The sequence below is a fragment of the Micromonospora sp. NPDC005172 genome, assembly GCF_040608555.1.
Lineage (GTDB): Bacteria > Actinomycetota > Actinomycetes > Mycobacteriales > Micromonosporaceae > Micromonospora.
Genome location: NZ_JBEXIL010000008.1, coordinates 147,176 through 165,035, shown reverse-complemented (window position 1 = coordinate 165,035; position 17,860 = coordinate 147,176). Strand labels below are relative to the sequence as shown.

Here is a 17,860-nt window from a genome sequence, read left to right as displayed (position 1 = left end):
GGTTCAGCTCGTTGGGTCGATCCGCTTCGCCATCTGCTGAGCGGTGACCTCGAAACCCAGGCTCCGGTAGAGCCCGATCGCGACGGTGTTCGTGCCGAAGACGTTCAACCCCAGCTCGGGTACGCCCAGATTGGCCAGTTCCGCCTCGATGAGCTGGATCATCCGGCGCGCGTACCCACGCCCCCGGTGCGCCGGATCCACCTCGATGTTGTGGATCCACGCCTGCGTCGAGCCGACCACGCCCGTCGCGCCGGGCAGGGTCACCCAGATCCATCCGACCTCGGTGTCGTCGACCCGCGCCATCCGCAGCAGGACCCCCTCGCTGGCCGCGCCGGCGGGCAGTCCTTCCCGCAGTTGCTGCGCCGACCGCTCCCGGGCCGCCTCCGAGGTCATGCCCCGGTGCGCGACCAGGTCCTCGGCGTATCCCACCTCCAGCGGTTCCCACAGCCGGGCCAGTTCCTGCTCGGTCATCGGCGTCACTGTCAACTCCACCAGGGCCTCCCCTTCGATCTCCGATCCGGCACGTAGTGCAGCAGAACCACGCGAGACGTCGCCAGCGGGATACCCGCGGCGGGGCCTCGACCCGCCCGATCCGCCGGGAAGTCCCGGGAAATGGGTTGTTCGCCGGGCCGGACCGGGCGCACCGTGGCCGGATGCAGGGGACAGCGACGCGGATCGGCTGGGGTGATCTACCGGCGGCGGTCAGATCCGCCGTGGAGGGCATCATCGGTGATCGGGTGGTCGAGGCGGTGTCCCAGTCGGGCGGCTACTCGCCGGGCACCGCCGACCGGGTCCGCACCGCGACCGGCCGACGGGCGTTCGTGAAGGCGGTCAGCCCGGCACAGAACCCCGACAGCCCGGTCATGCACCGCGCCGAGGCCCGCACCGCCGGCGCGCTTCCGGCGACCGCGCCGACGCCCCGCCTGCTGGGCTGCCACGACGACGGCGAGTGGGTGGCGCTGGTCTTCTCCGACGTGGACGGGCGACACCCGACGGTCCCGTGGCGGGCCGACGAGCTGAGCCGTGTGCTGACGACGCTGGAGGCGATGGCCGTCGCGCTCACCCCGAGCCCCGTCGCACACGTCCCTTCCGCCGCCGAACTGCTGACCGGAGACTTCGCGGGTTGGCACCGGATCGCCGCCGACCCGCCGCCACGACTCGACCCGTGGGCACGGGCGCACCTCGACGAGCTGCGGGCCGCCGCCGACGAGGGCGTCGCCGCGCTGGGCGGGGACACGCTCTGCCACGTGGACGTACGGGCCGACAACCTGCTGCTCGACGCGTCCGGCGCGGTGACCGTCGTCGACTGGCCGTGGGCGTGCCGGGGGCCGGCCTGGCTGGACACCGCGTTGCTGCTGGTCAACGTACGGCTGCACGGCGGGCACGACACCGAGGCGATGCTGCGACGGCTGCCGCTCACCGCCGACGTCGACCCGGCCGCGCTCACCGGGGTGTACGCCGGGCTGGCCGCCTTCTTCGCCGACAGCGCCCGCCGTCCGCCGCCGCCCGGCATCCCCGCCATACGGGCGTTCCAGCAGGCCCAGGCCGACGCGCTGCTCCCCTGGCTGGCTGCCCGCCTCGGCTGACGCCGGGCCGGTCAGGGTGCGGTGGGCGCCGACTCCAGGTGGCGCGCCAACTGCCCCAGGTCGTCGAGGCGCAGGTCGGCGTCGAGCCCCTTCAGGGCAGCGGTCATCGCGCCGGCCGCGCGCCCGGCCTGCAACCCGACCTCGGCGTCCTCGACGACCAGGCAGCGCACCGGTGGCACGTCGAGCAGCGCGGCGGCGCGCAGGTAGCCCTCGGGGGCCGGCTTGCCCGCGCGCACGTCCTCGACGGTGACCAGGACGGGCGCGGTGATGCCGGCAGCACCGAGCCGGGCCTCGGCCAGCCGGACGTCGGCACTGGTCACCACCGCCCAGGGCAACCCCAACCGGGCCAACGTCGACAGCAGCTCCAGCGCGCCCGGGGTGGCCGTCACGTCGGACAGGTCGTCGTACTGCAACGCCAACTGCCGTGCCGCCGCCACGGCGACCGCGGCGTCGTCGAGCGCGGGAAGGAGCCGCCTGATCGTCTGGTCGGCGGGTCTGCCGTGGGCGATCGCGAGTGCCGCCGCCGGCTCGACGGCGTACTCGGACGCCCAGCGCTCCCAGGCCCGCTCGACGGCGGCGTCGGAGTCGACCAGGGTGCCGTCCATGTCGAAGAGCACCGCGCCGATGCCGGACAGATCCACGTGACCACCCCCTGTTCCCGCCCGAGCATAGGGGGCGTCCCGTCAGCCCTCGCGGTCGACGGCGGGACGCGCGGCGTCGACGAACGCGACGCGGCGGTTGGTCCGTACCTCGATGGCGGCGAGCCAGCGCTCACGCTGCCGGTCGCGCAGCGACGCCGCCGCGTCGCCCGGCTCGTCGGCGAGCCGGCGCTGCTCGGCGTACTCCGTCGTCAGGCTGGCCACCACCGACCGGCCCGCCGCCGCGACGTCCGCCGGGCCCTGGAGCAACACCAGGTTGTACGCCTCGTCCACGGCGCGCATCGCCACGTACGTCTCGTCGTAGCCGCTCGTGAGCCCGTCCGCGCCGGGCTCGACCCACCGCCGGTCCAACCGCCGGTACGCCGCGTCGCAGGCGCTCAGGAACCCGACGTACGCGTCGCGCCGCAGCTCCTCGCGCCGCGCCGCGGACACCTCGGCGCTCTCCTCGCGGGCGATGGTGAGCTGGTGGGCCAGCTGCCGGCGGGTGCTGCGGGCGGCAATCAGCCCGGTCAGGGCGGCGGCGGCCAACGTGGACAGTGAGGTGATCAGCGCGATGGCGACGGTGTCCTGCACGCGCCCAGTCTGGCGGTGGTTCACGCATCGGTCCTCGGCGGGAGGTGACCGGTGACCCATCCTGGACAACATCCGATATCGAATTTAGGCTTGTCGATTATTTTCGATTCACGGGGGTTCTGATGGGACAACGGACCAGGCTTCGTCGTGCCGCCACGGCAGTCGCGCTGCTGACCGCGGTACCGGCCATGCTCACCGCCACCGCCGCCGCACCAGCGATGGCCAGCGCGTCGACCGTGGCGGCGATGGACTGCAACTCTGGCTACTTCCACGACTCCAGCATCGGCCGTTGGGGCGCATGGGCGGGCTGCACCGGTGGCGGCAGCCGGCAGTACCGCGCCAAGGTCTACTGCGAGGACAACAACGGCAATTGGCGGACGGTCCTCGGGCCGTGGAAGTCGGGCGGCAAGAGCAGCTTCGCCTACTGCGCCGAAGACTGGATCGAATTCGCCTTCGGCTCTTCGGTGGTCGTCTGAGCCCAGACGCCGCGTCGTCTGCCCGACGTGCCGCGCGTACTCCTGACCGTGCTCGTCGACGGTGGCCATGGCTGGGGACGTCAACAGGGTTGCTGAGCTGTGCGTCCCCTCGACTCAGCGCCGGGTGCGGTTCCGGCGTACGGCCCAGACTCCACCGGCGACAGCCACCGCCAGCGGCAGCAGACAACAGATACTCAAGACCGCAAGGTGCCACGGTTTGATCGCTCCCATAGCCGCGAAGGCTATCCGGCGCGGTCAACTGCTGATCGCGGACCGAGGCAGCAGTCCGGGCGGCTCGGTCCGACGGTAACGTCGGACCGAGCCGCCGATGCCGCGGCTCGGACAGGAGCGCGAGCGATGCCGGAGACGCCGTCTGCGAGCCGCACGGCGGTGCTCGTCTGCCAGGGCCTGCGCCGAGATGATGGTGCCCCGCACGGTCGCGATCGACGACGCCATATGTGACCACCGCAGCTCGCAGATGGTGATCCTGGGGGCCGGGCTGGATGGTCGCGCCTGGCGGATGCCCGAACTCGCGGACCGGACGGTCTTCGAGGTCGACCAGCCGAACAGCCAGCGGGACAAGCGCGAACGCGCCGAGGGGCTGCCCGGCACGCCACCGACGTTCGTGGCGGTGGACTTCGGCCAGGACCGGCTCGTCGAGACGTTGGCAGCCGCGGGGCATCGCCCCGACGAACCGACAACGTGGATCTGGGAGGGCGTCGTGCCGTACCTGACGGCTGCCGAGGTGTCCACGACGGTCGCCGCGCTCGCCGCCTGCTCGGCGCCGACGAGCCGCCTCGTCGTCAACTTCCAGCTTCCCGGGACGTCACTGACGCTGGGTCGGCTCGTCGCACGGTTGCTGATGGCGTCCACCGGGCGGCGCAGCTTCTGGGCGACCGAGCCGTGGCGCTCGACCTGGACACCGGCCGCCATGACCGCGTTGCTCACCCGACACGGCTTCACCGTCACCGGCGACCACGACCTGCTCGACACGGCGCGAGCACTCGGCCTGCCGATCCGGCGTGCCACGTCACTCGCCCACAGCCGGGTGCTGGTCGCCGAACGCGCCTGACGCCGCGACCCAGGTCAGTCGACCAGCTCCGTCCGCCTCCCCCACTGGTCTGCCACGACGGCGCCAGCCGGCGGGTGATGCGGTCGAAACAATCGATGTACATTGATGCATGAATTGGTCCGGACGATCGCGCCGGAGTCCAGGGGTCGCTCCGCTGCCGGCGGCGGTCGCCGCCCGCCCACGGAAGGACGAACGTCGTGAGACGCAACAGACTGCTTTCATCCCTGGTGGCAGCGCTCACCCTGGTCGGAACGGCGATCGTGGCGGTCACCACCATGGCCGCCGCCCCGGCCCAGGCGGCGCCGGTCACGATCCAGAACGGCACGCAGTTCACCGACACCACCGGCAACCTGCTGCACGCGCACGGCGGTGGGGTGCTCAAGGTCGGCGACTACTACTACTGGTTCGGCGAGAACCGCAACGCCAACAACACGTTCCGGGCGGTCTCCGTCTACCGCTCGACCAACCTGCGCGACTGGGAGTTTCGCAACAACGTGCTGACCCAGTCGTCGGCGGCGGAACTGCAGTCGGCCAACATCGAGCGGCCGAAGGTCATCTACAACGCCAGCACCAACCGGTACGTGATGTGGATGCACAAGGAGAACGGCAGCGACTACGGCGAGGCCAGGGCCGCCGTCGCCTCCTCGGCCACCATCGACGGCACCTACACCTACCACGGCAGCTTCCGGCCGCTGGGCAACATGTCGAGGGACATCACGCTCTACAACGACGGCGGCACCGCCTACATGATCTCGGCTGGCGACGAGAACCGCGACCTGCTCATCTACCGCCTCAGCGTCGACTACCTCACTGCGGCCACGCTGGTCGGCAACTTCTGGAACGACGGCAACCGCGAGGCGCCGGCTCTGTTCAAGCGCGGTAGCACCTACTTCCTGCTCACCTCGGGCCTGACCGGTTGGAGCCCGAACCAGGCCAGGTACGCCACAGCGTCCAGCATTTCCGGTCCGTGGACCGGCATGACCAACGTCGGGGACTCGACCACCTTCCGCTCCCAGTCGGCCTTCGTGCTCCCCATCCAGGGCACGTCGACGACGAGCTACCTCTACCTCGGCGACCGCTGGGCCGGCGCCTGGGGCGGGCCGGTCAACGACTCCCAGTACGTGTGGTTGCCGATCGCCTTCCCCTCCGCCACGACCATGAGCCTGACCTGGTATCCCACCATCACCATCGACGCCGACGCGGGCACCGTCACGGGCAGCGGCGAGGCGCCGCTCTCCTACCGCATCACCAACCGCAACAGCGGCAAGGTGGTCGACGTGCTGGACCATGCCGTCACCGACAACGCCGAAGTCAGACAATGGTCCTGGAACGGTGGCGCGAACCAGAAGTGGGAATTCCGCGACACCGGCGACGGCTACTTCCGGATCGTCAACCAGAACAGCGGCAAATGCCTCGACGTCGCCAACGCCGCCACCGCCAACAACGCCAACGTCGTCCAGTACACCTGTGGCGCGGGCGCCAACCAGCAGTGGCAGTGGGTCGCCACCGGCAGCTACTACCAGCTGCGCGCCCGACACAGCGGCAAATGCCTGGACGTGGTGAGCAGCGGCACGGCAGACGGCACCGACATCACCCAGTACACCTGCGGCAGCGGTACCAACCAGCAGTGGACCCGCACCCAGTCCTGACATCGCGGAACCGGCTCCCTGGCCGTTACACGCACCGCCGCCTCCTCTCGACACCGTTGGGCGCACACGGCAAGCTGCGCCGGTGGCGATCGACAGAAAAGGCGAGTTCTGGCGGGGCGAGGACTTCACGGACCTTGCCGACTATCTCCGCGAGTTCAAGCCCGGCGGTTACCCGGTAGCGCGGGTCAAGGAGGTGATCTGCCCCCGGTGTGCGGGCACGACCTTCGCCGTCCTCGTCGACGACGAGGAGGGCTGCGCCGAGGTGAGCTGCGTGGCCTGTGGCGAAAGTGCCTTCGTCGCGGACAGCGCGGACTACTGGATGGACGCCGAGCCGGGCGACTGCGCGTGCCCATGCGGCGGCGAAGTTTTCCAGGTCGCCGTCGGCTTCGCCCTGTACGCGGAGGGTGAGGTTCGCTGGATCAGCGTCGGACTACGGTGCGTTCAGGATGGCACGATGGGCGTCTATGCCGACTGGAAGATCAACTACAGCCCTACTGATCATCTTCTTGATGGTGCCGCCTGAAGGTCCGGGCCAGGTTTGCACCCCCGCTTCGCAATGCGAATGCCGAGGCTCGGCCGGGCCGCCGATAGTTGTCGAGTGAGCGGCATCTCGGCCGGGGCTTGCACCCCCTGTTGCCCACCGACCTCAGTCCAAAGCGAAGGACGACGATGGAGAGCCGGACAGACCCGATCGAGATCATCGCCCGGGTATCCGAGGATGACGGCAAGCAACGCGCCTTCGAGGTCTGGCTCTACAAGGCTGGCAAGGAAGGCTGGCCGGTGACAGTGGAGTTGTCCTCCGTCGACGAACCAGGCGACGAGTGCGCGGTGGTGGAGATCGAGAGCCTGAAGTACCGGATCTTGCACGCGAAGCGTGTCCGACGACGGGTCGCCCTCCTGCCCGCAGGGCAGCATCTGATCGCCGCGGCCGTCGGCGAGACCACGGGCGAGTCGGACGGCAAACCGTCCAGCCGGCCCTTCCTAACTAGCCCCGTTCGAACCTGTTGGTCTCTGGGCTGCTGCCTTGCCCGCTGGCCCGCCTCGTCGAGTCAGCCGTCAGCAGGACGGGTAGACCGGGAGACGGTGATCCGATACACCGTCGCGTGATCGCCGACGGTGACCTCGATCTCGGGCTCTTCGCTCATTCGGCGGATCGAGAAGGTGTCGGCGTTGCCGGCCACCTCTCCGTGGACGACCGCCTCGATCACGTCTTCGAGTAGCTGCCATCGTCTGTCGTCGGTCATACCCGAGAGTAGGCCAGCGAGGAACGGCCCGCTCAGCCCGAGCCACGCTCCTGGCGCGTAGAGGAGGAGCATTCAGACGTTGAAGAGGGACTCAGTGCCGCTGCCGCGTTACCAGCGGCAATGCCGCCCCACACCTGCTCATGCGGCGTCTTGGGCTGCCATCGTTGGTGGCTGGTTGACGGCGTTTGACGATGTCTTGTGATCCCCTGTGTGCCCCACCTGCCGATACGGAGTGATTAGCTGTCGTCCTAGCATCCGACGGCGAGAGGATCGACGGTGGCGTTGACCAAGAAGGGCTCTCGGCTCATCACCGTCGACAGCGTGGTCTACAGGTGGCGGGTGCGCCGAAGGCCAACCTACGCCCAAGCGCTCGGTGAGCGACCACTCACCCTCGCCGTTGAGCAAGCCGACTGCAAGGGCAGCGTACTGCTAGTCGACATGCCCCAGAACCATCCGAGCAATTGGATCGGCGGGCCGCCGGTCCCTGTCCGTCCATCGATGGTCGCCGCAGTTATCCGCAAGGCGCTGAGCGACGGATGGCGGGCTGGACAGCCGGCTGCGGCCTTTAGCGTGACAGCGCTCGACGTAACGCAAGAACCGTCGACCCCTTTGGCCCCCAGGCAACCAACACGGCTCGCCGACCTGCGCTGTCATGAGCATGCACCTGCGGCAACCGTCCACGATCGTTCGCGCACGCCCACCGCCGCTCGTACCCGTCGTCACCCAGATAGTCACTCAGCCGTGGCGGGGACTGGAAATCCCTCGCTCCGCGAAGGACCCCGCGACCCCGTCGAAGACGGCGACGGCAAGCTCCGGCCGCGCGAGGGCATCGGACAACGACAGCTCCAGCTGGGGGTCGTACCCGGGTAGGCCCGTGACTGCCAGAGCCAGGCTCCATCCAGCTCCGTGATACCGACGACGAACAACCTGGCTTGCGGGTCAGGCACCCAGCTGCATGCCGGGCGACTCTGCCTCAAGCGCTACATCGCCCGCGAGACCTACCCTTACTCGACGCCGACGAACCACAGCGAGATCAGGACTACGGAATGCATGATCACGACGAGCTAGCGCCGGGGGTCTGGTCCTGGCTGCAAGCCTGGTACGCGACTCAGTGCGATGGCGAGTGGGAACACGAATACGGCATTCAGATCGAAACGCTCGACAACCCCGGCTGGTCGGTCCGCATCGACCTGGGCGATACGGCACTGTCGGGGACGGCCTACGAGCGGCAGGAGCTCCGTAGGAGCGAGCACGAGTGGGTCATGACCTGGGTCGCCGAAGACCAGTTCAGGGCAGCGTGTGGGCCACTCAACCTCGGCGAGGCGCTACACCTGTTTCGGCAGTGGGTCGAGACTACGACCCGGGTGCCCCGGCCGCAGGCTTGACAGAAACAGGAGCGTCCACTTCGCCGGCTACAGCCGGTGGTGACTGGTGGGCGCGGCAGGTTTCGAACCTGCGACCCCTCGCTTGTAAGGCGAGTGCTCTCCCGCTGAGCTACGCGCCCCGGAACGCCCCGTGTGCGACGGGCCGGTGGCTGGCAAGCCTACCTGCTCGCCGCCGCCCCGACCGCACGCGTACCCCCCTCAGATGGTCGCGTCGGCGATGGCCTTGCGCCAGCCCTGCTGGTCGCGGGCCTCGCCGGGGCCGTTCATCTCGGCGAAGCGGACCACGCCGGCCTTGTCGATGACGAACGTGCCCCGGTTGGCGATGCCGGCCACGTCGTTGAAGACCCCGTACGCCGCAGCGACGCCACCGTGCGGCCAGAAATCGGCAAGCATCGGGAACTGGTAGCCCTCCCGGTCGGCCCAGATCTTGTGACTGTAGACCGAGTCGACGCTGACCGTCAGAACCTGGACGTCGTCGTTGGCGTACTCCCCGAGGTTGTCCCGCACCTCGGCCAGCTCACCCTGGCAGGTGCCGGTGAACGCCAGCGGGTAGAAGACCAGCAGCACGGCGCGCCTGCCGCGGAAGTCCGAGAGCCGGACCTCCTGGTTGTTCTGGTCCTTGAGCACGAAGTCCGGCGCCTGGGCGCCCACCTCGATGGGCATGCGGCTCTCCTCGGGTCGACTCGGGGGACGGGGTCAGCCCGGCGCGCCCGACGGCGGACCGTCGGGACGCGAGGGGACGAGAACGGGTTACTTCTTGGCCTTGGCCCCTCGGCGGAGCACCAGGCGGGCACCGCTCCAGTCCCGGCCGGCGTTGACGGTCGAGGTCTGCTGGAGGCCGGCGGTGGGCGCGGACTCCGCGACCTCGCTCGGCTCGACGTGCCCCTCGCGCCCCGCCTTGGGGGTGAGGAGCCACACGACCCCGTTGTCGGCCAGCGGGCCGAGGGCGTCGACGAGCAGCTCGAAGAGGTCACCGTCACCGTCGCGGTACCACACGAGCACCGCGTCGACCACCTCGTCGGTGTCCTCGTCGACCAGATCTCCACAGCGGTCGGTCAGGGCGTCCCGGAGATCCTGGTCGACGTCGTCGTCGTACCCCATCTCCATGACGACCATCCCCGGTTCGATGCCGAACCGGTCCGCCAGGCTGCGTACCCCGTCGGCGGCCTGACCAGCGGTCGCGCTCACTGTCGCGTGCCTCCTCATCTCGTCCCTGCTCGCGGCGTCGGACCGACGCCGTCAGGCAAAGTCCACACAGTTGTGCGTCTGCGCGCAAGTGGCGCACCGGGTGGAACGGAATTTACCGTGCCAGCAGCGTACGGGCACCGTCGGTAATGGCTTCCGGGGAGACCAGAACATGACGTGCCGCCGGACCTAATGGTACAAACGAGTCAACTCCGGCCACCCGCCGCGCTGCACCGACATATCCGGCGTCGACCAGCGCGGCGATCACTCCCTCGCCGACCCCGCCCGACCGGCGTGTCTCGTCCACCACCAGCACCCGGCCGGTCGCCGAGGACTCGCGGATGATGTCGGCCACCGGCAGGGGCGCCAGCCAGCGCAGGTCCACCACGCGGGTGCCCACGCCCTCCTCGGCGAGCACGGCCGCGGCCCGCAGCGACATCCGCACCCCGTTACCGAAGGTGATGATGGTCAGGTCGTCCGCCGAGCCGATCCGGTAGACCCGGGCCCGGCCGATCGGCACGTGCCCGGCCACCCACGAGCCCGGCTCGGGATAGCCGGCCAGCCACTCCCCGTCGCCATCGGCGTACAGGTCGCGGGTGTGGTACAGCGCGATCGGCTCCAGGAACACGCAGACGCTGCCGTCCACCGCCGCGCTCGCCAGACAGGTCCGCAGCATGGGCGCGGCGTCGTCCGGCCGCGCCGGCACCGCGATCACCAGACCCGGCACATCCCGGAGTACGGCCACCGAGTTGTCGTTGTGGAAGTGCCCGCCGAACCCCTGCTGGTACGCCAACCCGGCAACCCGCACCACCATGGGGTTGCGGAAGGCGCCCCGCGAGAAGAACTGCATGGTGGCGGCCTCGCCGCGGAGCTGGTCCTCGGCGTTGTGCAGGTACGCCAGGTACTGGATCTCCGGCACCGGCAGCATCCCGGCCAGCCCGGCGCCCAGGCCCAACCCCAGCACCGACGTCTCGTCGAGCAGTGTGTCGAAGACCCGGGCCGCCCCGAACCGGTCGCGCAGGCCCTTCGTCACGCCGTACACGCCGCCCTTGACGGCCACGTCCTCGCCGAAGACGGCCATCTGCGGGTGGTCGAGCAGCCCGTCGGCGAGCGCCGCGTTGATGCTCTGCGCCAGGGTCATCGGCCCACTCAGCTCCGGCGGCTTGCCCCCGAACGCCCCCTCGCGGGCCGCCGCGCCCGGCCCGCTGGCCCGTGCCGCCGCGTCGGCCACGGCCCGCGCCACGCGCACCGGGCGGCGGGGGGCCAGCGCCGACACCACGTCGGCGGCGGAGGCCAGTTTCGGCTCGCCCAGCACCTCCTCGGCGAGCCGGCGTACCTGCCAGCCCGTCTCGTCGTACCGGGCCAGCAGCTCCTCGGCGGTCGCCACACCGGCGTCGACGAGCAGCCGCGCGGTGGCGGCCACCGGGTCCCGGTCCAGGTCCTCGGCCAGCTCGGCCGGGCTGCGGTACGCCGACTCCGCGTCGGCCCCGGCGTGGCCCATGAGCCGGATCGTGCGCAGGTGCAGCACGGCGGGCCGCCGGTACCGACGTACCCAGGCGGCAGCCTCCTGCGTTACCGCGTACGTCCCCACGGGGTCGGCGCCGTCCGCGCTGAAGTAGCGGATGCCCGGCTTGGCGCGCAGCGTCGCCTCCACCCAGCCCTCCGGCGAGCGGACGCTGATGCCCAGCCCGTTGTCCTCGCAGACGAAGAGCACCGGGATGCGCAGGCCGGCATGGTCGTACCAGCCCGCGGTGTTGAAGGCGGCGGTGGCGCTGGCGTGGTTGACCGACGCGTCGCCGAACGAGCAGACCACGATGGCATCCGGCGGCCAGGGGACGTGCGCCGCGCCGGCGCCGCTGCCGACACGCACTCCGGTCCCGGTGCGCCGCCCGGCGGTGTCCAGCCGGCGCAGCCGCTCCACGGCCAGCCCCATCCCGACCGCGCGGGGCAGGTGCGAGGCGATGGTGGAGGTGGTCGGCACGACGGCCAGATCGGCACGGCCGAATACCTTGTGCCGGCCGCCGGCGATCGGCTCCTCGCTGGACGCGACCATCCCTCGCAACACGTCCCGGGCCGCCTCCGCGTACGGCACGAAGCCACCGACGGGTGCCTCGGACCCGGCCGGCTCGGGTTCGGAGTCCGGGTCCGGGGCGTCGGCGGCCGGGGACGTCGGGGCGTCGGCGGGGGGTGTCGGGGCGTCGGCGGCGACCTGGGCGGCGCGGACGCAGTAGAAGGCACCGGAGCGGTAGTGCAGCAGCGCCGGGTCGGTGGGGCGCAGCGCAGCCGCGACGGCGGCGTTGCCCTCGTGCCCGGACGAGCCGATGGTGTAGAAACCCTCCCCGAAGCTGCGCAGCCAGCGCCCGGCCAGGTCGAGTTGCCGGCTGGTCACCTGCGCGTCGAACAGATCGAGCAGTTGGGCACCGGTCAGCGGGGCGTCGTCGGTGACCGGATCGGCGAGGTCACGCCGTTGCGCTGGAGCGGGCAGCGCCGCCAGCGTCTCCCGGAACCGGTCGTCGAGATCTTGCGGGGTGGTCACGTCCGACAGCATTACCGACGCAGGCCACCGTCGCCCAGTGGGACACGGCCGCCGCGGGTCGACTCACTGCGGGTCGCAGGGCTCCGGAAAACCGCCGTCGGACGCCTTCCACACCAGGTCACGCAGGGTGGACAGCTCCTCGTCGCTCAACGCGGCGAGGAGTCGGGAGTCGGACATCACCTCGGACACCCGGTCCCGCACGACGCGCCCGTCACCGGTCACCACGAGCGTCTTCTGTCGGCGGTCGGCCGGGTCGGTCCGGCGTTCGACCAGGCCGGCCTGCTCCAGCTTGTCGACGAGCGCCGTCACGTTCGACCGGTCACAGCTCAGCCGGTCGGCGAGGTCCCGTGCCGGCATCGGACGGTCTGGGTCCAGCTCGTGCAACGCCCGGGCCGCCGCCGGGGTGAGCCCCAACTCGACGAACGCGCTGCCCTGCCGATGCCGCAGGGAGGCCGTCAGCTGGGCCATCCGACCCATCGCGTCGGCGGCCAGCCCGGCCCGATCCCCCTGTCGGCCCGCCGCGGAGCCCCCCTGCGGTGCCACGCCCACATCGTACGCGTCACGCGGACCGCCCAGCTCAGCGATGAGGCCGCCCCAGCCTGCCGGGCCCTGCCCGCCGGGCTCGGTCGGGCGGCGTCGGATGAGGGCTCGCGTCGGGCGCAGCCGCAACGGCCGCCGGGCGGTCAAGATCCGCACAACTTCGGTGAAAGTGCTGCCTCGGCGCGCCCGGAGGCAGCAGTTTCGGGTTAGTTGCGCGGATCTTGGGGCGGGACGGGACGGGACGGGGACGGGGCGCGGGCGTCAGGCGGGCAGGAACGAGAAGCGGACCTGGCGGGTGGGGTTGTCGCCGTTGGTGTCGACCAGGCAGACGGACTGCCAGGTGCCCAGGGCCAGTCGACCGGAGAGCACCGGCAGCGTGGCGTACGGCGGAACGAAGGCCGGCAGGACGTGGTCCCGGCCGTGCCCGGGTGAGCCGTGCCGGTGTCGCCAGCGGTTGTCGGTCGGCAGCAGCGCGTCGATGGCGGTGAGCAGGTCGTCGTCGGAGCCCGACCCGGTTTCGATGATCGCCAGCCCGGCCGTGGCGTGCGGCACGAAGACGTGCAGCAGGCCGTCGCCCTCGCCGGAGACGAAGCTCTGGGCCTCGGCGGTGATGTCCCGGACGGTCGGCCTGGACCCGGTCTGGACGGTGATCACGTCACTGCGCATACGTCGCATTCTGCCGCAACGCGCGATCAGGAGCCGCCGCCACCGCCACCGGAGTCCCCACCGCCGCCGGAGAAGCCACCACCGGAGTCGCCCCCGCCGCCGAAGAAGCCGCCGCCCCCGGAGTCACCGCCGAAGAAGCCGCCGTCGGAGTCGCCGCCGGAGAAGCCATCGCCCCCGGAGTCGCCGCTCCCACCATCGGAGCCGCTCCCACCATCGGAGCCGCCTGCGCCATCGGAGCGGTCCCCGCCGCCCGGGTCGCCGTAGTACATCAGGGGCACGCTGGTGTCGGCGTACCGTCGGCGCGGACCGGGCACACGACGAGGCCCCCGTCGGGGCGCGGATGCGCGCAGTCCAGCGCGTAGCTGCATCGCGCCGAGCGCCATCGCTCCGGCGCCGAGAATCGTGATCGGCAGCACGGCGGTGTCCCCGGCAAGGAGCACCGGCAAGGAGAGAAGCGCCCCGAGTGCGCCAACCGAGAGGATCACGCCGCCGCTCACCACCCGCAGCCGGTTCATATTCGGCACCGTAGCGAGCCCGGGCAAGCGGGCAGCGGGGCCGCCGTAGCGCTAAGTTACCGACGGGTACCTGTGTTCAGCATCGCGTCCGGGGGACCTAGACGTGACGACGGGTGCCACCAGGGGGCAGGATGGCGCTAGAGACCTATCCCACACACAACCGAGGGAACGCCTGTGGCTACGGAACGCAAGCGCCCGGTGATCAGCGACGGCCTACCGAGCCAGCTTCCGGACATCGACCCTGAAGAGACCAGCGAATGGGTCGAGTCGCTTGACGGTGTCATTGACGAGCGGGGAGCAAAACGCGCCCGCTACGTCATGCTGCGCCTGCTGGAGCGGGCCCGTGAGCGCCAGGTCGGGGTTCCGCCCCTGACCACCACCGACTACATCAACACCATCACCCCCGAACGCGAGCCGTGGTTCCCGGGCGACGAGCACGTCGAGCGGCGCATCCGGGCGTACGTGCGGTGGAACGCCGCGATGCTGGTGCACCGGGCGCAGCGCCCGGAGATCGGCGTCGGTGGGCACATCTCCACCTTCGCCAGCTCGGCGTCGCTCTACGAGGTGGGCTTCAACCACTTCTTCCGGGGCAAGAACCACCCGGGCGGCGGCGACCAGATCTTCTACCAGGGCCACGCCTCGCCCGGCATGTACGCGCGGGCGTTCCTGGAGGGGCGGCTCAACGAGCACGAGCTCGACGGGTTCCGCCAGGAGCTGTCACATCCGGGTGGCGGCCTCCCGTCGTACCCGCACCCGCGGCTGATGCCGGACTTCTGGGAGTTCCCCACCGTCTCGATGGGTCTCGGCGGTCTGAACGCGATCTACCAGGCCCGGTTCAACCGGTACCTGCAGCACCGCGGCATCAAGGACACCTCGCAGCAGCACGTGTGGGCGTTCCTCGGCGACGGCGAGATGGACGAGCCGGAGACGCTCGGCGCGATCGGCGTGGCCGCCCGCGAGGAACTGGACAACCTCACCTTCGTGATCAACTGCAACCTGCAGCGGCTGGACGGCCCCGTCCGGGGCAACGGCAAGGTCATGCAGGAGCTGGAGTCGTTCTTCCGGGGCGCCGGCTGGAACGTCATCAAGGTGGTCTGGGGCCGTGAGTGGGACCCGCTGCTCGCCGCGGACACCGACGGCGCGCTGGTCAACCTCATGAACACCACGACCGACGGTGACTACCAGACGTACAAGGCGGAGTCCGGCGCGTACGTGCGGGAGCACTTCTTCGGCCGGGACGCCCGCACCCGCAAGATGGTCGAGCCGCTGAGCGACGACGAGATCTGGAACCTCAAGCGGGGTGGGCACGACTACCGCAAGCTCTACGCGGCCTACAAGGCGGCCACCGAGCACACGGGTCAGCCGACGGTCATCCTGGCGAAGACGATCAAGGGCTGGACGCTCGGGTCGCACTTCGAGGGCCGTAACGCGACCCACCAGATGAAGAAGCTGACGCTGGAGGACCTGAAGACCTTCCGCGACCGCCTCTACCTGGACATCCCGGACAAGGCGCTGGAGGACAACCCCTACCTGCCGCCGTACTACCACCCGGGTGAGAAGTCCGACGAGCTGGCGTACCTGAAGGAGCGTCGCGAGCAGCTCGGCGGATACCTGCCGTCGCGGCGGACGAGCACCAAGCGGCTGACCATCCCCGGTCCGGAGCGGTTCGCCGACGTCAAGCGCGGCTCGGGCAAGCAGAAGGTGGCCACCACGATGGCCTTCGTCCGCCTGCTCAAGGACATCATGAAGGACAAGGAGTTCGGCAAGCGCTGGGTGCCGATCATCCCGGACGAGGCGCGGACGTTCGGTCTCGACTCGATCTTCCCGACCGCGAAGATCTACTCGCCGCACGGCCAGCGGTACACCTCGGTCGACCGGGAGCTGTTCCTGTCGTACAAGGAGTCGACCTCGGGGCAGATCCTGCACGAGGGCATCAACGAGGCGGGTTCGGTCGCCTCGTTCACGGCCGCGGGCTCGGCGTACGCCACCCACGACGAGCCGATGATCCCGATGTACATCTTCTACTCGATGTTCGGGTTCCAGCGGACCGCCGACGGGCTGTGGGCCGCGGCCGACCAGATGGCGCGGGGCTTCCTGCTCGGCGCGACCGCCGGTCGGACCACGCTGAACGGTGAGGGTCTCCAGCACGAGGACGGCCACTCCATGCTGATCGCCGCCACCAACCCGGCGGTGGTCGCGTACGACCCGGCGTTCTCCTTCGAGATCGCGCAGATCATGGAGCACGGCCTGCACCGCATGTACGGGGATGCGCAGGAGAACGTCTTCTACTACCTGACGGTCTACAACGAGCCGATCCTGCAGCCGGCGGAGCCGGAGGGCGTGGACGTCGATGGCCTGCTCAAGGGCATCTACCGCTACTCGCCCGCACCGCAGGTCGACGGTCCGAAGGCCAACGTCCTCGCCTCCGGCACGGGCATGCAGTGGGCGCTCAAGGCCCAGCAGTTGCTCGCCCAGGACTGGGGGGTGGCCGCCGACGTCTGGTCGGTGACCTCCTGGACCGAGCTGCGCCGCGACGCGGTGGAGACCGAGGAGTACAACCTGCTCAACCCGGGCGCCGAGGCCAAGGTGCCGTACATCGCGCAGAAGCTCGCCGACGCGGACGGTCCGAAGGTCGCGGTCAGCGACTGGATGCGTGCCGTACCGGACCTGATCGCCCGCTGGGTCCCCGGCGACTACACGTCGCTCGGCACCGACGGCTTCGGGATGTCGGACACCCGGCACGCGCTGCGCCGGCACTTCCACGTCGACGCCGAGTCGATCGTGGTCGCCACGCTGCGGCAGCTCGCCCGCAGTGGCGCGGTCGAGGCCACCGTGCCGGCCGAGGCCGCCAAGAAGTACGCGATCGACGACGTCAACGCCGCCCCGGTGGGCGAGACCGGCGGCGACAGCTAAACCGCACGACAGAAGGAGGGCCCGGCGCACCCGCGCCGGGCCCTCCTTCTGGTACGTCCCACCCCACCGACGTCGATCATGAAGTTGTGCTGGGGGACGAAGCGGCTATATCACCTCGTACCAGGCACCATAAGTCCATGATCGACCCCCCACTGGGGGGTGGGCGCGGCGGCGGCGGGGGTCCGGGGTCCCTGGCGGGGATCCGGACCACCGCCGTCGCGGGTGACGCCGGGAGGACGCTGCGGGTCAACCGACGGCGGCCAGGTCGGTGAGCCGGGCCAGCGAGTCCTCCAGGTCGGCGCCGACCCGGCGTAGGCCCAGGCGCAGCAGGGCCGCCTTGACGGGCCCCGCGGGCCAGCGGACCACGATGAGCCGCACGACGGTCCCGCCCTCCTCCTCATCCGGGGTGAGCTGGACGTAGATCTCGGTGCGCGCCTCCGCACGAGCACCGGCGCCCCTGGCCCGCTCCCGCCAGCCGATCAGTGTCGGCTCCTGATAGGCGATCACCTCGGCCTCATGCGCCGAACCGCGCCCCGCCTGGACCAGTTGTCGCCGCCCGAAGCCCTCTCCCGAGAGCACCTCGGCCGCGCGAACCCCCGCCAGCCAGGCCGGCAACTGCTCCGCCCGCTGCACGACGTCCCAGACCACTTCCATCGGCGCCGCCACGTGCGCACTACGTTCCACGAGGATCATTTCCGTCTTTCCTCCAGTGAGGACATCCCACGATATCGGCACTCTATGCGTCAAATCGGACTTACCTGGACGGGTTCGGAAAAAGACACGCCGATCAACCATTGCGGATTAGGCCAGGCGGGCCTATGGCGCATTCATCGACAGCGCCCTAGAGTCCCGAACACGTTT

At 70.4% G+C, this 17,860-nt stretch carries 19 protein-coding genes and 1 tRNA gene; 8 read left to right on the top strand and 12 right to left on the bottom strand.

Annotation, left to right across the window (positions count from 1 at the left end; genetic code table 11):
* Nucleotides 1-3 precede the first annotated feature (3 nt).
* A complete protein-coding gene (locus tag ABZV06_RS08250; RefSeq protein WP_355619699.1) occupies nucleotides 4-492 on the bottom strand; it encodes a GNAT family N-acetyltransferase in 489 nt (162 codons plus the stop codon).
* Between the two features lie 161 nt (nucleotides 493-653).
* On the opposite strand from ABZV06_RS08250, the gene ABZV06_RS08245 reads away from it, so the two are divergent.
* Complete coding sequence (locus tag ABZV06_RS08245) at nucleotides 654-1,586, top strand: phosphotransferase (protein WP_355619696.1); 933 nt, start codon at nucleotides 654-656, stop codon at nucleotides 1,584-1,586.
* Nucleotides 1,587-1,597: 11 nt separating this feature from the next.
* On the opposite strand, the gene ABZV06_RS08240 is transcribed toward ABZV06_RS08245, so the two are convergent.
* Both ABZV06_RS08240 and ABZV06_RS08235 read right to left on the bottom strand, forming a co-directional pair.
* Entirely contained in the window at nucleotides 1,598-2,227 is a 630-nt protein-coding gene (locus ABZV06_RS08240) for an HAD-IA family hydrolase (RefSeq protein ID WP_355241318.1), read from the bottom strand.
* Nucleotides 2,228-2,269: 42 nt separating this feature from the next.
* A complete protein-coding gene (locus ABZV06_RS08235; RefSeq protein WP_355619693.1) occupies nucleotides 2,270-2,818 on the bottom strand; it encodes a hypothetical protein in 549 nt (182 codons plus the stop codon).
* Nucleotides 2,819-2,940: 122 nt separating this feature from the next.
* Between ABZV06_RS08235 and ABZV06_RS08230 the strand changes: the two genes are divergently transcribed.
* From ABZV06_RS08230 to ABZV06_RS08210, 5 genes are all read left to right on the top strand, one after another.
* The gene (locus tag ABZV06_RS08230; protein ID WP_355241313.1) at nucleotides 2,941-3,294 is read left to right on the top strand and encodes a hypothetical protein; all 354 of its coding nucleotides are present in this window, start codon (nucleotides 2,941-2,943) and stop codon (nucleotides 3,292-3,294) included.
* 328 nt (nucleotides 3,295-3,622) lie between these two features.
* Entirely contained in the window at nucleotides 3,623-4,366 is a 744-nt protein-coding gene (locus ABZV06_RS08225) for a class I SAM-dependent methyltransferase (protein WP_355241310.1), read from the top strand.
* Nucleotides 4,367-4,563: 197 nt separating this feature from the next.
* Nucleotides 4,564-6,015 (top strand): RICIN domain-containing protein, encoded by a 1,452-nt coding sequence (locus ABZV06_RS08220; RefSeq protein WP_355619690.1) that lies wholly within the window; start codon nucleotides 4,564-4,566, stop codon nucleotides 6,013-6,015.
* Nucleotides 6,016-6,097: 82 nt separating this feature from the next.
* Nucleotides 6,098-6,538 (top strand): hypothetical protein, encoded by a 441-nt coding sequence (locus tag ABZV06_RS08215; protein ID WP_355241304.1) that lies wholly within the window; start codon nucleotides 6,098-6,100, stop codon nucleotides 6,536-6,538.
* 146 nt (nucleotides 6,539-6,684) lie between these two features.
* Nucleotides 6,685-7,122, top strand: coding sequence for a hypothetical protein (locus ABZV06_RS08210; RefSeq protein WP_355241301.1), 438 nt, complete (start codon nucleotides 6,685-6,687; stop codon nucleotides 7,120-7,122).
* Here ABZV06_RS08210 and ABZV06_RS08205 read toward each other — a convergent pair.
* On the bottom strand, nucleotides 7,065-7,331 hold the full coding sequence (locus tag ABZV06_RS08205; RefSeq protein WP_355241298.1) for a hypothetical protein: 267 nt from the start codon (nucleotides 7,329-7,331) through the stop codon (nucleotides 7,065-7,067). The genes ABZV06_RS08210 and ABZV06_RS08205 overlap by 58 nt on opposite strands.
* A 974-nt stretch (nucleotides 7,332-8,305) precedes the next feature.
* Here ABZV06_RS08205 and ABZV06_RS08200 point away from each other — a divergent pair.
* Nucleotides 8,306-8,644: an immunity 53 family protein gene (locus ABZV06_RS08200; RefSeq protein WP_355241296.1), complete on the top strand. Its 339-nt coding sequence runs from the start codon at nucleotides 8,306-8,308 to the stop codon at nucleotides 8,642-8,644.
* Nucleotides 8,645-8,688: 44 nt separating this feature from the next.
* Here ABZV06_RS08200 and ABZV06_RS08195 read toward each other — a convergent pair.
* The 7 genes from ABZV06_RS08195 to ABZV06_RS08165 form a co-directional block, all read right to left on the bottom strand.
* Nucleotides 8,689-8,763 (bottom strand) — tRNA-Val (locus ABZV06_RS08195).
* Between the two features lie 79 nt (nucleotides 8,764-8,842).
* On the bottom strand, nucleotides 8,843-9,307 hold the full coding sequence (locus ABZV06_RS08190) for a peroxiredoxin (RefSeq protein WP_355619688.1): 465 nt from the start codon (nucleotides 9,305-9,307) through the stop codon (nucleotides 8,843-8,845).
* 87 nt (nucleotides 9,308-9,394) lie between these two features.
* Entirely contained in the window at nucleotides 9,395-9,832 is a 438-nt protein-coding gene (locus ABZV06_RS08185) for a DUF3052 domain-containing protein (RefSeq protein WP_030330240.1), read from the bottom strand.
* A gap of 112 nt (nucleotides 9,833-9,944) precedes the next feature.
* A complete protein-coding gene (locus ABZV06_RS08180; RefSeq protein WP_355619685.1) occupies nucleotides 9,945-12,377 on the bottom strand; it encodes a thiamine pyrophosphate-dependent enzyme in 2,433 nt (810 codons plus the stop codon).
* A 51-nt stretch (nucleotides 12,378-12,428) separates the two neighbouring features.
* Nucleotides 12,429-12,842, bottom strand: coding sequence for a MarR family transcriptional regulator (locus ABZV06_RS08175; RefSeq protein ID WP_355241550.1), 414 nt, complete (start codon nucleotides 12,840-12,842; stop codon nucleotides 12,429-12,431).
* Nucleotides 12,843-13,166: 324 nt separating this feature from the next.
* Entirely contained in the window at nucleotides 13,167-13,571 is a 405-nt protein-coding gene (locus tag ABZV06_RS08170; protein WP_355241288.1) for a YjbQ family protein, read from the bottom strand.
* Nucleotides 13,572-13,597: 26 nt separating this feature from the next.
* On the bottom strand, nucleotides 13,598-14,086 hold the full coding sequence (locus ABZV06_RS08165; RefSeq protein WP_355619682.1) for a hypothetical protein: 489 nt from the start codon (nucleotides 14,084-14,086) through the stop codon (nucleotides 13,598-13,600).
* Between the two features lie 174 nt (nucleotides 14,087-14,260).
* Between ABZV06_RS08165 and aceE the strand changes: the two genes are divergently transcribed.
* Nucleotides 14,261-16,999, top strand: a complete 2,739-nt coding sequence (gene aceE / locus ABZV06_RS08160) for a pyruvate dehydrogenase (acetyl-transferring), homodimeric type (protein WP_355241282.1) — start codon at nucleotides 14,261-14,263, stop codon at nucleotides 16,997-16,999.
* A gap of 246 nt (nucleotides 17,000-17,245) precedes the next feature.
* Here the strand turns inward: aceE and ABZV06_RS08155 are convergent, their stop codons facing one another.
* Nucleotides 17,246-17,692, bottom strand: a complete 447-nt coding sequence (locus ABZV06_RS08155) for an SRPBCC family protein (RefSeq protein WP_355241279.1) — start codon at nucleotides 17,690-17,692, stop codon at nucleotides 17,246-17,248.
* Nucleotides 17,693-17,860: the final 168 nt, after the last annotated feature.

Bases quoted from the DNA above. Each gene is read 5' to 3' on its own strand.
- ABZV06_RS08155 (WP_355241279.1), bottom strand. From the start codon at position 17,692: ATGATCCTCGTGGAACGTAGTGCGCACGTGGCGGCGCCGATGGAAGTG.
- ABZV06_RS08175 (WP_355241550.1), bottom strand. From the start codon at position 12,842: ATGGGTCGGATGGCCCAGCTGACGGCCTCCCTGCGGCATCGGCAGGGC.
- ABZV06_RS08170 (WP_355241288.1), bottom strand. From the start codon at position 13,571: ATGCGCAGTGACGTGATCACCGTCCAGACCGGGTCCAGGCCGACCGTC.
- ABZV06_RS08245 (WP_355619696.1), top strand. From the start codon at position 654: ATGCAGGGGACAGCGACGCGGATCGGCTGGGGTGATCTACCGGCGGCG.
- ABZV06_RS08190 (WP_355619688.1), bottom strand. From the start codon at position 9,307: ATGCCCATCGAGGTGGGCGCCCAGGCGCCGGACTTCGTGCTCAAGGAC.
- ABZV06_RS08200 (WP_355241296.1), top strand. From the start codon at position 8,306: ATGCATGATCACGACGAGCTAGCGCCGGGGGTCTGGTCCTGGCTGCAA.
- ABZV06_RS08165 (WP_355619682.1), bottom strand. From the start codon at position 14,086: ATGAACCGGCTGCGGGTGGTGAGCGGCGGCGTGATCCTCTCGGTTGGC.
- ABZV06_RS08230 (WP_355241313.1), top strand. From the start codon at position 2,941: ATGGGACAACGGACCAGGCTTCGTCGTGCCGCCACGGCAGTCGCGCTG.
- ABZV06_RS08210 (WP_355241301.1), top strand. From the start codon at position 6,685: ATGGAGAGCCGGACAGACCCGATCGAGATCATCGCCCGGGTATCCGAG.
- ABZV06_RS08225 (WP_355241310.1), top strand. From the start codon at position 3,623: ATGCCGCGGCTCGGACAGGAGCGCGAGCGATGCCGGAGACGCCGTCTG.
- ABZV06_RS08180 (WP_355619685.1), bottom strand. From the start codon at position 12,377: ATGCTGTCGGACGTGACCACCCCGCAAGATCTCGACGACCGGTTCCGG.
- ABZV06_RS08205 (WP_355241298.1), bottom strand. From the start codon at position 7,331: ATGCTCCTCCTCTACGCGCCAGGAGCGTGGCTCGGGCTGAGCGGGCCG.